Origin of the sequence: Streptomyces sp. S465 (assembly GCF_026898115.1) — a bacterium.
Lineage (GTDB): Bacteria > Actinomycetota > Actinomycetes > Streptomycetales > Streptomycetaceae > Streptomyces > Streptomyces luomodiensis.
In genome coordinates, this window is the sequence record NZ_CP114036.1 from 8206898 (window position 1) to 8219561 (window position 12664).

The 12664-nt window shown below is 72.6% G+C and carries 14 protein-coding genes; 4 read left to right on the forward strand and 10 right to left on the reverse strand.

Translation table 11 applies throughout. The annotated features are described in order from the left end of the window. Positions 1-19: 19 nt before the first annotated feature. Positions 20-1702: a hypothetical protein gene (locus N6H00_RS34730; RefSeq protein ID WP_268975811.1), complete on the forward strand. Its 1683-nt coding sequence runs from the start codon at positions 20-22 to the stop codon at positions 1700-1702. Here N6H00_RS34730 and N6H00_RS34735 read toward each other — a convergent pair. Both N6H00_RS34735 and N6H00_RS34740 read right to left on the reverse strand, forming a co-directional pair. Further along, on the reverse strand, positions 1688-2404 hold the full coding sequence (locus tag N6H00_RS34735; protein ID WP_268975812.1) for an alpha-ketoglutarate-dependent dioxygenase AlkB family protein: 717 nt from the start codon (positions 2402-2404) through the stop codon (positions 1688-1690). The two genes, N6H00_RS34730 and N6H00_RS34735, sit on opposite strands and share 15 nt — an antisense overlap. Before the next feature lie 19 nt (positions 2405-2423). Next, on the reverse strand, positions 2424-2930 hold the full coding sequence (locus tag N6H00_RS34740; protein WP_268975813.1) for a methylated-DNA--[protein]-cysteine S-methyltransferase: 507 nt from the start codon (positions 2928-2930) through the stop codon (positions 2424-2426). A 276-nt stretch (positions 2931-3206) separates the two neighbouring features. On the opposite strand from N6H00_RS34740, the gene N6H00_RS34745 reads away from it, so the two are divergent. Further along, a complete protein-coding gene (locus tag N6H00_RS34745) occupies positions 3207-4121 on the forward strand; it encodes a S1 family peptidase (RefSeq protein ID WP_268975814.1) in 915 nt (304 codons plus the stop codon). 61 nt (positions 4122-4182) lie between these two features. Here N6H00_RS34745 and N6H00_RS34750 read toward each other — a convergent pair whose 3' ends face one another. From N6H00_RS34750 to N6H00_RS34770, 5 genes are all read right to left on the reverse strand, one after another. Continuing rightward, a complete protein-coding gene (locus tag N6H00_RS34750; RefSeq protein WP_268975816.1) occupies positions 4183-5193 on the reverse strand; it encodes an NAD(P)/FAD-dependent oxidoreductase in 1011 nt (336 codons plus the stop codon). A 50-nt stretch (positions 5194-5243) separates the two neighbouring features. Next, positions 5244-6023, reverse strand: a complete 780-nt coding sequence (locus N6H00_RS34755; RefSeq protein ID WP_268975817.1) for an ABC transporter permease — start codon at positions 6021-6023, stop codon at positions 5244-5246. Continuing rightward, the gene (locus tag N6H00_RS34760; RefSeq protein WP_268975818.1) at positions 6020-7000 is read right to left on the reverse strand and encodes an ATP-binding cassette domain-containing protein; all 981 of its coding nucleotides are present in this window, start codon (positions 6998-7000) and stop codon (positions 6020-6022) included. Before N6H00_RS34760 ends, N6H00_RS34755 begins: the two co-directional genes overlap by 4 nt. Before the next feature lie 86 nt (positions 7001-7086). Further along, positions 7087-7929, reverse strand: coding sequence for a DUF4097 family beta strand repeat-containing protein (locus tag N6H00_RS34765; RefSeq protein WP_268975819.1), 843 nt, complete (start codon positions 7927-7929; stop codon positions 7087-7089). Positions 7930-8024: 95 nt separating this feature from the next. Next, positions 8025-8546: a toxin-antitoxin system HicB family antitoxin gene (locus N6H00_RS34770; protein ID WP_268975820.1), complete on the reverse strand. Its 522-nt coding sequence runs from the start codon at positions 8544-8546 to the stop codon at positions 8025-8027. A gap of 405 nt (positions 8547-8951) precedes the next feature. Here N6H00_RS34770 and N6H00_RS34775 point away from each other — a divergent pair, with 405 nt between their 5' ends. Together N6H00_RS34775 and N6H00_RS34780 are read left to right on the forward strand one after the other, a co-directional pair. Continuing rightward, on the forward strand, positions 8952-9776 hold the full coding sequence (locus tag N6H00_RS34775; RefSeq protein WP_268975821.1) for a MerR family transcriptional regulator: 825 nt from the start codon (positions 8952-8954) through the stop codon (positions 9774-9776). 128 nt (positions 9777-9904) lie between these two features. Beyond that, positions 9905-10147: a hypothetical protein gene (locus N6H00_RS34780; protein WP_268975822.1), complete on the forward strand. Its 243-nt coding sequence runs from the start codon at positions 9905-9907 to the stop codon at positions 10145-10147. A 14-nt stretch (positions 10148-10161) separates the two neighbouring features. On the opposite strand, the gene rraA is transcribed toward N6H00_RS34780, so the two are convergent. From rraA to otnK, 3 genes are read right to left on the reverse strand one after another with little or no spacing between them, the layout of a single operon-like run. Next, positions 10162-10647, reverse strand: coding sequence for a ribonuclease E activity regulator RraA (gene rraA / locus N6H00_RS34785; protein WP_268975823.1), 486 nt, complete (start codon positions 10645-10647; stop codon positions 10162-10164). A 48-nt stretch (positions 10648-10695) separates the two neighbouring features. Beyond that, positions 10696-11340 carry a 3-oxo-tetronate 4-phosphate decarboxylase gene (gene otnC, locus N6H00_RS34790; RefSeq protein ID WP_268975824.1) on the reverse strand — a complete coding sequence of 215 codons (645 nt, stop codon included), beginning with the start codon at positions 11338-11340 and terminating at the stop codon, positions 10696-10698. Further along, positions 11337-12611 carry a 3-oxo-tetronate kinase gene (otnK, locus tag N6H00_RS34795; RefSeq protein WP_268975825.1) on the reverse strand — a complete coding sequence of 425 codons (1275 nt, stop codon included), beginning with the start codon at positions 12609-12611 and terminating at the stop codon, positions 11337-11339. The genes otnC and otnK overlap by 4 nt, the downstream gene beginning before the upstream one ends. Positions 12612-12664: the final 53 nt, after the last annotated feature.

Genomic DNA, 12664 nt, shown 5'->3' on the forward strand with positions numbered 1-12664 from the left:
ACCAGAACAGGGAGCGACGATGCACCCCAGCCGGTTCGACGACACCGGCCACCGGCAGGCCACGAGCGACCGTCTGGAGGTGCGACGGCTCACCCGGGCGAACCGGCTGTGGGGATCCAACGGCGTCACCTTCGGCCCCGACGGACGGCTGTACGTGGCGCAGTTCCTCGCCGGGCAGATCAGCGCCGTGGACCCCGCCTCGGGCGACATCGATGTGGTGGTGCCGCTCGACGGCCCCGTCGAGGCGCCGGACGACCTGGCCTTCGGGGCGGACGGCTCGATGTACATCGCCGATCTGACCCCCGGCCGGGTGTGGCGGCGCAGCGCCGACGGCGCGTACACGCTCGTCTCCGACCAGGTGGCGGTGCCCAACGGCATCACCTGCGTGGGCGACCGGCTCTTCGTCAACGAGATGAAGATGAACGGCCGTCTGATGGAACTGTTCCCGGACGGCGGGGACCCCGCGGTGCTGACCGACGGACTGGCCCTGGGCAACGCGATGCAGCTCGGCCCCGACGGCTGTCTGTACTACCCCCAGATGATGCGCAACCAGGTCTGGCGGATACCACCGGACGGAGGGGTGCCCGAGCTGGTCGCCGAGGAGGTGGACGACCCGGTCGCGGTGCGGTTCGACCGGGGCGGCGTCCTCGTCGTCCTCTCCCGTGGCATGGCCGGGCTGGTGACCCGCATCGATCTGGCCACCGGGGCGCGGTCGGTCGTCGCCACCGGTATCGCGGGGCTGGACAACGCCGCGTTCGACCACGAGAACCGCATGTTCGTCTCCAGCTACGCCAGTGGCGGGATCGCGGAGCTGCACCCCGACGGCCGGACCCGGGTGGTGGTCCCCCGGGGGTTCGACGGACCCTTCGGCATCACGGTCGACCTCGGCGGCACGGTGTACGCGGCCGACCACTTCAGCATCGCGAGCCCGGATGTCTCCGCGCCCCGCCCCGACTCGGCCTCCGCCTCCGGCTCCGCTTCCGTCTTCGACGCCGCCTCCGGTTCCGGCTTCGACGAGGGCGGGCCGGAGCCCGGTGTCGTCACCCGCGAGCTGATGTACTCCGTGCACAACGTCACCGCCGACAACGGCCTGCTGCACCTCACCTCGCAACTCGGCGACGTGCGCACCTACGACCCCGTGCGCAGGACCACCCGGGTCCGGGCGACCGGGCTGGACCGGCCCACCGGAATCGCCGTCGGACCGGACGGCTCCCTGGTGGTCGCCGAGACCGGCGCCGGCCGCATCCTGCGCATCGACGACACCGACACCGTCAGCGTGCTCGCCGAGGGACTCGACCACCCCCTCGATATCGCCTTCGACGCCGGACAGCGCTGTTACGTCAGCGACGACCGGCGCGGCGCGGTGCTCCGGCTGGAGGACGACGGCGCGGCGGTGGTCGTCGCGGACGGGCTCGGCGAACCGCAGGGCCTGGCCGTGCGCGGGGACGAGCTGTTCACGGTCGAGGTGGCGCACCGGCGGCTGCGGGCGATCTCGCTCGCCACCAAAGAGAGCAGGATCGACGCCGAGAACCTGGCGGTCGGCCTGCCGCCCGGGACCACCCGCACCGAACCCGAGCCGGTCCCCGGAGTCCCCGGCCGTCCGCGCCAGTTCGCCGGGCTCGCCGTCGGCCCGGACGGGGCCCTGCTCCTCTCGGCCAACGGGGAGGGGAGTGTGCTGCGGTTGGCCTCACCCGCCGGATGAGCCGAGGGGCCTGGAAGACCGACGGCCCGTGTCGGCCGGGTCGGCGTCGGCCAGGCCGGTGACCCGCAGGGTGATGTTCAGCCGACCGGACTTCAGCCCGGTGGCCGGATCGCCGGTCCCGGGCAGGATCCTGGGCACGGCGTGGTAGGCGTAGCGGGAGGGACCCCCGAAGACGAACAGATCGCTGGAGGCGAGTTCGAGATCGGTGTACGGCTTGGTGCGGGTCTCGGTGTTGCCGAAGCGGAAGACGCAGCTGTCGCCGATGGTGAGCGAGACCACCGGGGCGGACGACCTCTCGTCCTTGTCCTGGTGCATGCCGAGCTTCGCCTGCGCGTCGTAGAAGTTGATCAGCGCGGTGTCGGGGGTGTACCCGTCACCTGCCGTCTCGTCCTGGTACGCGTCGGCCAGGGCGCGACGGCCCAGCTCGACCAGCCAGTCCGGGAACGCGGCGACCCGGGCGCCGTTCACATCGTCGGCGGTGCGGGTGTACGCGTAGGGCTGCCAGTGCCAGCCGACGCACACCGTCCGCACCGACATGACGCCCCCGCGCGGCAGCCGCGTGTGCCGGATCGGGACGGGGCCGGTGGCCCAGCCCCGGCAGGCGGTGACCAGCTTCCGCTGCTGTCCGAGGGTGAGCCAGCCCGGCACATGGACGGCGCCGGGGGCCACCTCGAGCCGTGGGCGGGGGATCAGGGCGTTCATACGGCGGCTCCGCGAGCGCTCAGGCGGACTGGAGGGCGCCTTCGTGGACCAGGAGGCGCTCCTTGCGCTCCAGTCCGCCCGCGTAGCCGGTCAGCGCGCCACTGGCGCCGATGACACGGTGGCAGGGCCGTACGATCAGCAGCGGATTGCGGCCGATCGCGGTGCCGACGGAGCGGACCGCCGTGCGCGGCGCGCCGATCTGCCGGGCGATGTCGCCGTAGCTGACGGTCGTGCCGTACGGAATGGTCTCCAGCGCCTCCCAGACCCTGCGCTGGAAGTCCGTGCCGCCCACGACGCACTCGATGTGGAAGCGGGTGCGCTCGCCGTCGAAGTAGGCGCGCAGCTGGGAGACGATCTCGGTGAACGCCCCGGCGTCCTCGCGCCAGCCGTCCTGGACGACGGCTCCGCCCTTCTGGCCGGGCACGGACAGGGAAACGAGCGCGGTGCCCCCCGGCGCGGTGGCGGACCGCTCGCCCACCAGCAGCAGCCGGCCGAGCGGGCTGTCGATCGTCGTGTGGACCGTCATGGCGGGTCCCTCTCTTCTCGCCGTTCTGTGGTGCGCGGCTCCCAGCATGCGTCGTCCGGGGACGGAAAGCTGGCGGGATTCGGACATGGCGTTTCCCTGCCCGGCACCAGCCTACGCGGGCACGAGGCCGGCCGATCCACGTACGCCCGTACGGCTCCGGACTCCGGGCTGGTCGCGGGGAGAGCCGGACCCTCGGGAAGCCGGGTTCCGCGTCCGCCCGGCCACGGGCACAATGAGGCGGTTGGACCAACTGACGTCCATGTCAAGGAGGTTCGGGTGAGAACAGCACGCCGCTCCGGGAGACGTCGCCGGCTGATCGCCGCGCTGTCCGGTCTGTTCGTCACGGTCGCCCTCGCATCAGTCGGCACGAGCGCGGCCGCTTCCTCCGCGCCCACCGCCCCGTCCGGGCCCGGCGCCGCCCCGGCCGCTTCGGCCGCTTCAGCCGCCTCGGCCGTGGAGTCCCTGGGTATCCCGGGCACCGCCTGGACCGTGGACGAGCGCACCGGAACGCTGCGGGTCGTCGTCGGTTCCACGGTCAAGGGAGCCGATCTGGCCAGGCTCGACCGTACCGCCGGGCGTTTCGGCGGCGCCGTCACCGTCGAGCGGCTCGGCGGTCCGCTGCGGACCCTCCTCTCGGGCGGGGACGGGGTCTACTCCTCCGCGGGTCTGCGCTGTTCCGTGGGGGTCAATGTGCAGAGCGGGGCCTCGTACTACTTCATCACGGCCGGCCACTGCACCGATGGCGGCTCCACCTGGTACACCGGCTCCGGTCCGACCACCCCGGTCGGCCCGACCACCGGCACCAGCTTCCCGGGCGACGACTACGGCATCGTCCGGTACACCAATACGGCCGTTCCGCACCCCGGCACCGCGGGCACCGTCGACCTCACCGGGACCGCCACCGCCTACGTCGGCCAGCAGGTCTGCCGCCGGGGGGCCACGACCGGTGTCCGGTGCGGACAGGTCACCGCGCTCAACGCGACCGTCAACTACGGCGGCGGTGACATCGTGTACGGCCTGATCCAGACCAACATCTGTGCCGAGCCGGGCGACAGCGGAGGTCCGCTCTACGCGGACGGCAAGATCATCGGCATTCTCTCGGGCGGCTCCGGGGACTGCGCCTCGGGCGGCACCACCTTCTACCAGCCGATCCAGGAGGTGCTGAGCGCCTACGGCCTCACCGTCTACTGACACCGTCCGCCGGCGGGATGTGGCCGTGCCGCAGACGGGGCGTGGCGGTGCGCGACCGCCGTCACAGGCCGTGGCGACGGTTGCCCAGCACCGCTTCGCAGACCCGCGACTCCGCCGCGGCGGAGAACGCGAGGTCGCCGCGGGCTCGGGCGGCGACGGCCTGCCGGGTCTCCTCGGCGATCAGGTCGGCGTTGATATGGGCGGCCGGATCGGTGACATTGCCCGCGACCCACACCCCCGGCATGTCGGTGCGGCCGGTCGCGTCGGACGGGATGTGCTCCCCGGCGCCACTCGGATGCTCCACCGGCCGCAGCCCCAGCGCCGTCAGGAAGCCGGTGCGCGCCACCATCCGGGGCGCGACGGCCAGGGCCTCCCGTTCCACCACGGTGCCGTCACTGAGCCGCAGGCCGGTGAGGCGGTCCCCGACCACCTCCAGGGACGCCACCTCGCCGTCCACCACGCGGATGCCACGGGCGGCCAGCTGTTCCGCCTCCTCACCGGACGGCGACGGCATGGTGTGCGAGAAGAACGTGATGTCGTCGCTCCACTGACGGAACAGCAGCGCCTGGTGCACCGACATCGGCCCGCTCGCCAGCACGCCGATGGCCTGGTCACGGACCTCCCAGCCGTGGCAGTACGGACAGTGCAGCACATCCCGGCCCCACCGGGACCGCAGCCCCGCGACATCCGGCAGCTCGTCGACCAGTCCGGTGGCCAGCAGCAGCCGGCGCGCCCGGACGGCCCGGCCGTCGGTCAGGGTCACCCGGAACCCGGTCTCCTCGCGGATCACCTCGCCGACCTCGCCGGACACCACCTGACCGCCATAGCCGCGGACCTCGGCCCGGCCCCGCTCCACCAGCTCGGCCGGCCGCATCCCGTCCCGGGCCAGCAGTCCGTGCACCCCCGAAGCCGGGGCGTTGCGCGGGTTTCCCGCGTCGATCACCACCACCGACCGCCGCGCCCGGGTCAGCATCAGCGCCCCGCTCAGTCCCGCGGCGCCACCGCCGATCACCACCACGTCATAGCCGTTCTTCAGCTCGTCGATCACCTCGACCACCTCCACGGAAACCATGCGAGCCCGCCGCGCGAAAGCGCGAAGCGTGTTGCCGGTACGGCAAAAAATCACCTGGTGGTGCTGTTGAACAGCGAACGCGACCAGACGTAGCCGATCACGGTGATGCCCACGCACCAGGCGAGCGAGATCCAGCCGCTGGTGCCGATCTCCGAACCGGTGAGCAGCCCGCGCAGTGTCTCGGTCATCGGGGTGAACGGCTGGTTCTGGGCGAACCAGCGCAGGCCCGGGGCCATCGAGTCGGTCGGCACGAACGCCGAGCCGAGGAACGGCAGGAACTGGATGAGCAGCGGCTTGTTGCTCGCGGACTCGACCGTCTTGGAGATCAGGCCGAGGGCCGCCGACAGCCAGGCCACGGCGAACGCGATGGCCGCGATCAGCCCGGCCGCCGCCAGCCACTCGAGGGGGTCGGCGTCCGGCCGGAAGCCGAGCGCGAGTGCCGCGCCCACCACCAGGACCAGGCTCACCACCGTGGTGATGACACTGCCGATGACATGGCCCGTCATGAACGACGAGCGTGTGATGTTCATGGTGCGGAAGCGGTTGATGATGCCCTCGGTCATGTCCTGGCAGACCGCGATCGAGGTCGACATGGCCCCGGCCGCCACGCCCATGATGATGACGCCGGGCGTCAGATACTCCAGATACGCGTCCCGGCCGCCGCCCATGCCGGCGCCGATCGAGTCCCCGAAGGCGTACACGAACAGCAGCAGCATGAGGATGGGCATCATGGCCGGGCCCAGGGACACGGCGGGATAGCGCAGGGCGTGCTTCAGGTTGCGCCGCAGCATCGTCTTCGAGTCGTGCACGGCGTGGGTGAGGGTGCTCATCGCGGGGTCTCCTTGGCGTGAAGGGCGGTGCCGGTGCTGCCGTCGCCGGTCAGGGCGAGGAACACGTCGTCCAGGTCGGGGGTGTGCACCGAGAAGGCGGCGGCCCGGCTGCCGGCGGCGTCGAGCCGGTCGAGCAGGGCGCGCAGCGCGTCGATGCCGGCGTCGCCCGCCACGCGCAGGGCGAGGTTCTCGTCGTCGCGGGCCGCGCCGGGGAAGGCGTCGGCCGCGCGCTCGAACTCGGCGATGTCGTCGAAGCGCAGCCGTACGTGGCTGCCGGGGATCCGCGCCTTGAGTTCGTCGGCGGTGCCCTCGGCGACGATCCGGCCGCCGTCGAGCACGGCGATCCGGTCGGCCAACTGGTCGGCCTCTTCCAGGTACTGGGTGGTGAGGAAGACGGTGACACCACCCGCGACCAGTGAGCGAACCGTCTCCCACATGGTGCGGCGGCTGCGCGGGTCGAGCCCGGTCGTCGGCTCGTCCAGGAAGATCACCTTCGGGTCGCCGACCAGCGTCATGGCGATGTCGAGCCGGCGCCGCATACCGCCGGAGAAGGTCGCGGCCCGCTGGTGCGCGACGTCCGCGATGCCGAACCGCTCCAGCAACTCCTGTGCGCGGGAGCGCCCTTCCCGCTTGCCGAGGCGCAGCAGATCGGCCATCAGGAGCAGGTTCTCCTCGGCGGTGAGCAGGTCGTCGAGCGCGGCGAACTGCCCGGTGACGCCGATCGCGGCGCGCACCCCGTCCGGGGAGGTGGCGACGTCGTGGCCCGCGACCTGGGCCTGCCCGCCGTCGGCGGCGATGAGCGTGGACAGGATCCGCACGGTGGTGGTCTTGCCGGCGCCGTTCGGCCCGAGCAGCGCGAACACGGACCCGGCCGGGATGCGCAGATCGATGCCGTCGAGCACGGTCTTGTCGCCGTAGGACTTGCGCAGATCGGCGGTGGAGACGGCGGGGGCGGCAGCGTTGATGGATGTGGGCATGACAGATGAGTGCATGGAGCCCTCCCGTTGAAGGCTGAAGGGGCGTGTGGAGTGGGATGGCGTGGGCGAGCCGGCGGGATCGGCGCTCAGGGCCGGGCGCGGCGCACGTCGATGTTGCCCCAGCGGGTCCGGGCGCGGACCGTGACGGTGTCCTCGGTCTCCGCCGGGGGCGCGGTGTCGGCGAGGGAGTTGCGCACCTGCCCGCGCTCGGAGGCGGCGTCGAGCCAGGCGGCGGTGCCCTCGCGGACGCCGACCTCGATCGCGCCGTAGGAGGTCTCCAACTGGACCGTGCCGCAGGCGACGTCGGCGACCCGCAGGGCGCCGTGGGCGGTGGTGGCGGTGACCGAGCTCTCGGCGCGCTCGATGTCGATGTCGCCATGGGCGCCACTCACCCGCAGGTCGCCGGTCGCGGCGGCGACGGCCGTGTTGCCGTGCGAGTTCTTCAGGACGGCGGGACCGTCGACGACGCCGAGGCGCAGGCTGCCGAAGCTGGTGGTGACCTCCGCCGTGCCCTCGATCCGGTCGACGGTGATCGAGCTGTGGGCGGCGGTCAGGCGGAGCGGTCCGGTCGTGTCGAGGCGGACGTCACCGGACGAGGTCTTCATCCGGACCTCGCCGAGCCGGCCCTCGCCGAGCACCTGGACCACGGAGCCGGTCATGTCGACGCGCGAGTCCGTGGGCAGGTCGACCGTCACATCGACGGCGCCGGAGGGCCCGACGAGGCGGCGCAGCTTCGTCCTGACGGTCAGGACGCCGCTCGCGTACGAGACCTCGGTCTGCTCGGCGGCCCGTACGTCCTTGTCCCGCTTCGGGTCGCGGGGCCGCACCTCGACCACCGTGTCCAGGCGGTCGCTCGCGGTGAAGCGGAGCGAACCGGCGTCCACGCGGGCGGTGACCGAAATCGGTTCGGGAGTGTCGAAAGAAGGCATGGCTGTACCGTCCTCATGAGTCCTTGGGGCGTCCCCGCTGGTGGGACGTGGTGTGGGTGAAGTGCCGTTCTCTTGGGGCGCGGGCGCGGACGCGGTCAGCGCACCCAGCCCGTGAAGCTCTGTCCGACGGTGCGGGTCCTCTCCGTCGTCGTACGCGGCCGCGTGCCACCGTCGACCGCGGCCGACACGGCCCGCACCAGCCACGCGTTGACCGACAGGCCCTCGCGGCTCGCGGCCTCCTCGGCGCGCGCCTTGAGGTGGGCCGGCAGCCGCAGATTGACGCGGGCGGTGCCCCCCTCGTCGCCGTCGGCGGGCACCTGTGCCTTGAGCGGTTCGACGGGCGCGGCGGCCGCTTCCACGGGGCCGCCGTCGGCGGGCGGCGGCGTCACCACGAAGTCGGGGTCGAGCCCGCGCAGCCGTACGTCGACCGAGCCGGGGGCGAGTTCGCGGGTGATCTCGTCCATCGCGGCGGAGAGCACGTTGAGCATGGTCAGACGGGTCGCCGACTCCAGCGGGGCGGTGAGCCGCTCGGCCAGCTCACGGGCGTCTTCCCCGCCGGCTTCGGCGGCCACCGCCAGTTCGCGGCGAAGGTTGTCGACATACGGGGTGAGGTCCATGACGCCATGATGGCACCACTGTGGCGCCACGCGCAAGCCTGGATGGCGCCTTGCTGGCGGTGGATGTGGCGATTGTCGCCCTGACCCGTCCTGACCTGCGGAAACGTGGAGAGATCAAACTCGGTCAGGGCGGCGCCCGGCATCCCCATCCGCCTTCGAGGGTGCGAGATGGTGCCAGCGCGGCACCGGATGGCGCCAAACGGTGCCACCTGGTGTCCGTGGTGCTGCCGCGCAAGGTCCCGGCCCGTGGGCCAGGGCCTGCCACACTGGGCACCCAGGGGGCATGAGCGGTGTGACGGCGGTGGCCATGCGGAGCCGGTTCCCGCGCGCCCGGTATGGGCGGCCGGGGCTCCCCGCCGTCCTGTTGACCCTCACACCGTGTCAGGCGCTGAACTCGGAGACACCATGTTCACCATCGGAGACTTCGCCCGGCACGGCCGTGTCTCGGTCCGGATGCTGCGCCACTACGACGCCACCGGACTGCTGCGCCCGGCCCATGTCGACCCCGCCACCGGCTACCGGTACTACTCGGCGGCCCAGCTCAGCCGCCTGAACCGGGTCATCGCGCTCAAAGAGCTCGGCTTCACCCTCCAGCAGGTGCGGGACATCGTGGACGAGAAGGTCGGCACCGAGGAGCTGCGCGGCATGCTCCGGTTGCGGCGGGCCGAGCTGGCGGCCGCGGCGGCCGCGGCGGCGGCACGGCTGGTCCAGGTCGAGGCGAGGCTCCGGTCGATCGAGAGCGAGGGACACATGCCCACGAACGACGTCGTCATCAAGAAGGTCCCGGCGGTGCGAGTGGCGGAGCTCACCGCGACCGCCGCCAGTTTCGAGCCCCAGGAGATCGGCCCGGTCATCTCCCCCCTCTACGACGAGCTGTTCCGGCGCCTCGACGCGGCGGGCATCACCCCGACGGGCCCCGGTGTCGCCTATTACGAGGACGCCCCGGAAGGCGGCGGCGCCATCACCGTCCACGCCGCCGTCCAGGTCTCCGCCCCGCTCCGGGACGGAGACGACATCCGGGTCCTCGACCTGCCGCCGGTCGAGCGGGCCGGGACCATCGTCCACCGCGGCCCGATGGACACCGTGGTGCCCACGGCCCAGGCCCTGGCCCACTGGATCGACGGCAACGGCTACCGGTCGGCCGGCTATCCCCGGGAGGTCAGCCTGGAGTGCCCCGAGGACCGCGAGGAGTGGGTGACGGAACTCCAGGCACCGGTGGTCGAGGTCTGACCGCCGGCCCATGACCCGACGGCGGCCGCTCGCCGGACCCGGCGAGCGGCCGCCGTCAGGTCGTCGCGCTGCCGGTACGGGTCCCGGCTGACGCTTCCCGCTCGAACGGTTTCTCTAGAATCGATCTCATGTCTGATCTGGTGACTGATGAGCTGATTGAGCTGCAAAAATCCTCCGATGCCGAGCATCAGCGGCTCTCCGGACTGGACGGCGAGGAGCGCCAGGCCCAGTGGGAGCGATGGCGGGTGGCGGCGGAGCGGGCGCAGGCGGCGGTGACGGAGTACGCCACGTCCGCCGGGCTGAGCAGATTCGAGGTGGAGCGGGCGGTGAAGAAGGCCGTAAGACATCCGGAGGACCCGGCCGCGGCCTAGGACTCCGGACGGCGCTACGCCCCCAGGAGGGCGATGCCGTCGTCGTCGGCGTGCAGGATGTCGCCGGGGTGGAAGGTGACCCCGCCGAAGGTGACGGGGACGTCGACGGCTCCGGCGCCGTCCTTGGCGCTCTTGCGGGGGATGGTGCCCAGGGCCTTGACGCCGAGCCGGAGACCGGCGAGGGCGACGCTGTCGCGGACCGCGCCGTGGAGGACGAGCCCGGCCCAGCCGTTGTCCTGGGCGGCGCCGGCGATGAGGTCGCCGACCAGCGCGGTGCGCAGGGAGCCGCCCCCGTCCACGACGAGGACGCCTCCGTCGCCCGGGGTGCGCAGCAGGTCGCGCAGCAGGCCATTGTCCTCGTGGCAGGAGACGGTGCGGACGGGCCCGGCGAAGCCGCGATGGCCGCCGAACTGGCGGAACTGGAGGTCGCAGACGCGCAGATCGGCGCCGTACTGGTCGACGAGGTCGGCGGTGGGGATGGGGGTGACGGTCTCGGGCATGGTGGGACTCCTTCGCTGGGGCTGCCGCGCTCCTGTGTCATGGGGCCGTCAGGGGGACGGGGGCGCCAGCGCGGCGGCCTGTTCGGGGGTGAGGGGGCGGGTGGTGTGTCCTCGCAGGAGGAGGTGGAGTCTGGCGGTTTCCTCGAGTTCCTCGATCGCGTCGGCGGCTTGTTCCAGGGTGGTGCCGGCGATGACGGGACCGTGGTTGGCGAGGAGGACGGCGTGGTGGGTGCGGGCCGTCCGCTCGGCGAGCGGTTCCAGGCCGCTGTCGCCGGGGGCGTGGTAGGGGAGCAGCGGAAGGGTTCCGACGCGCATGGCGTAGTACGCGGTCAGCGGTGGCAGGACGTCGTCGGGGTGCACGTCGGCCAGGCAGGAGACGGCGGCGGCGTGGGTGGAGTGCAGGTGCACGACCGCGTGGGCGGTGGGCCGGGCCCGGTAGAAGGCGGCGTGCAGGAACGCCTCCTTGGTGGGCCGGGGACCGTCGAGGTGCGTGCCGTTCAGGTCGGTGCGGGAGAGCTCGGCTTCCTCGACGGTGCCGAGGCTGGAACCGGTGGGGGTGAGCAGGAGGCTGCCGTCGGCGAGGCGGACGGAGAGGTTGCCGGTGGAGCCGTGCGTCAGGCCGCGGCTGAACAGGGAGCGGGCGGTGCGTACGATCAGCGCGCGGGCCGCCGATGCGTCCGGGTAGGTGGTCACGTGGCCTCCTCGGCCGTGCTGGGCAGGGCGCGGGTGAACAGGTCGGGGGCGCCGAAGTTGCCGGACTTGAGCATCAGGGCGAGGTCACCGGCCTCGGTGGTGGCGTAGGTCCAGGGCACGCCGGGGTCGGCCTCGGCACCGACCAGGACGGCGCGGACGCCGAGGGCCGTGGTGACGGCGCCCGAGCTCTCGCCGCCTGCGACGAGGAGTCGGCGTACGCCGCGCTCGACGAGGTGCGAGGCGAGGGTGCCGAGCAACTCCTCCACCTGCGCGGCGGCCTCGGCAACCCCCAACTGGGCCTGTACGGCGGCGAGTTCCTCCGGCGACGCGGAGGCATGGATCAGCACGGGCAGGCCGGGATCCTGCTCGTCGTACCAGGCCAGTGCCTCGCCGGTGACGTCGCGGCCGGTGGCGGCGGCGAGGACGTCGAGGTGGCGGGAGGGCAGGCCGGCGGCGTAGAACTGGGCGATCTGCTCCAGGGTGCGAGCGGAACAGCTGCCGGCCAGGACGGCGGCACGGCCCGCGCGGGGCAGTGGCTCGGTGGCGGCCGGGCCGGTGCCGGGGCAGGCGTGCCCGAGCCCTTCGGCCAGGCCCGCTGCCCCGGCGACGACCGGCAGTTCGAGCGCGGCGGCACCGAGCACGGCGAGGTCGTCATCGGTCAGGGCGTCGGCGATGACGTGCCGGACGCCGGCGTGCTGGTGTGCCACCAGCGCCTCGCGCACGGCCTCGACCCCCTCCCGCACGGTGACCCAGTCGATCAGGGCCACCGCATGGCGGGTCTGCGCGGACAGCAGGCGCACCAGGGCGGAGTCCGTCATGGGGTTCAGGGGGTGGTGGCGCAGCGGCGAGTCGGACAGCAACTGGTCGTGGACGAACAGATGCCCCTGGTAGACGGTGCGGCCGTTGGGCGGGGAGGCCGGACAGTGCAGGGTGACGCTCGACCCGGCGGTCTCCATGAGGGCGTCGGTGACCGGGCCGATGTTGCCCTTGGGGGTGGAGTCGAAGGTGGAGCAGTACTTGACGTAGATCTGTGCCGCGCCCTTGGTCCACAGCCAGCGCTGGGCGGCGAGGGAGCCGGCGACGGCCTCGCCGGCGGGCGCGGAGCGGGACTTGAGGGCGATGACGGCGGCGTCGCAGTCATCGGGCAGCGCGATGGTGGTGTCCGGGGTGCCGAAGACCAGGGCGGTGCGCAGGCCGGCCCGCCGGAAGGCGGCGGCGACATCGGTGCCGCCGGTGAAGTCGTCGGCTATGCAGCCGATGCGCAGGGTCATGGTCGGGGATCTTCTCCTCGGGCGTGCGGGGGAGCGTGCGGTCCGGGGCGGGC